Here is a 776-nt window from a genome sequence, read left to right on the forward strand (position 1 = left end):
TATTCATCAAATCATTAATCATAGCGCGGCTTAAAACGATCCCTGAGCAAGCTCCAAGACCTTGTAAAAAACGGAGTATGAAAAAAGCTTGAATATTGACTGTGTAAATTATACCCAATGTGGTAAACAACCACAAAAATAAGCCAAATAAAAGCGTCTTTTTACGTCCAAAATTATCGCTGAGCGGTCCATAAATCAGTTGTCCAAGTGCTAAGGCGAGTAAAAAAACAGCTACTGCACTCTGCATATCAGATTCACTCACCTGATAATATTGGCGCATATCTTCAAGAGCTGGTAAAAAAATATCTGTAGAAACCAAACCACCTATTGATAAACAGATGATAGATATTATAAATAACAGAGAAGGCTTATTGTACACAAATAAATACTTTCAAAATTATGACTTTTAAAACAAATATGATTTATATTTGTAAGTATAGTTAAATTATATAATCGTTTATCGTTACCCACAAGAAAAGAGATCTGTTTTATAGGTTATTGGTTTTTATCATCATCGTTTTTTGTCCACTTATTTTCATGAATGTCTGTGCGTGAAAAATGAGTGAGAAATCTATAAGTTATTGGAATATTGGGGGCGTGAGAAATCATTTTGCTGAGTTTCCAGAAGGGCGAGAGTGGATCATCAAAGGGGGGCTTTGAAAGAAGTCTACCAAAAATCGGGAGCTTCAGGTTTTAAATGAGGACCAATCCGTACCGCTGAGACCTTTTCTGCTAAACCGGTGCGATCTGAAATCTCAACCGCTAAACCACAAAGG

The 776-nt window shown here is 35.6% G+C and carries 1 protein-coding gene and 1 pseudogene; both read right to left on the bottom strand.

Annotated elements, in window-relative coordinates; all coding sequences use genetic code 11:
- Positions 1-379, bottom strand: a 379-nt coding sequence (locus tag ACFINC_RS10440) for an MFS transporter (RefSeq protein ID WP_375617170.1), incomplete at its 3' end; no start/stop codon positions are given.
- 288 nt (positions 380-667) lie between these two features.
- Positions 668-776 (bottom strand): annotated as a pseudogene (locus ACFINC_RS10445) (metallophosphoesterase); the annotation flags it as partial.

Source organism: Bartonella sp. AP58NXGY, from assembly GCF_042195785.1.
Lineage (GTDB): Bacteria > Pseudomonadota > Alphaproteobacteria > Rhizobiales > Rhizobiaceae > Bartonella.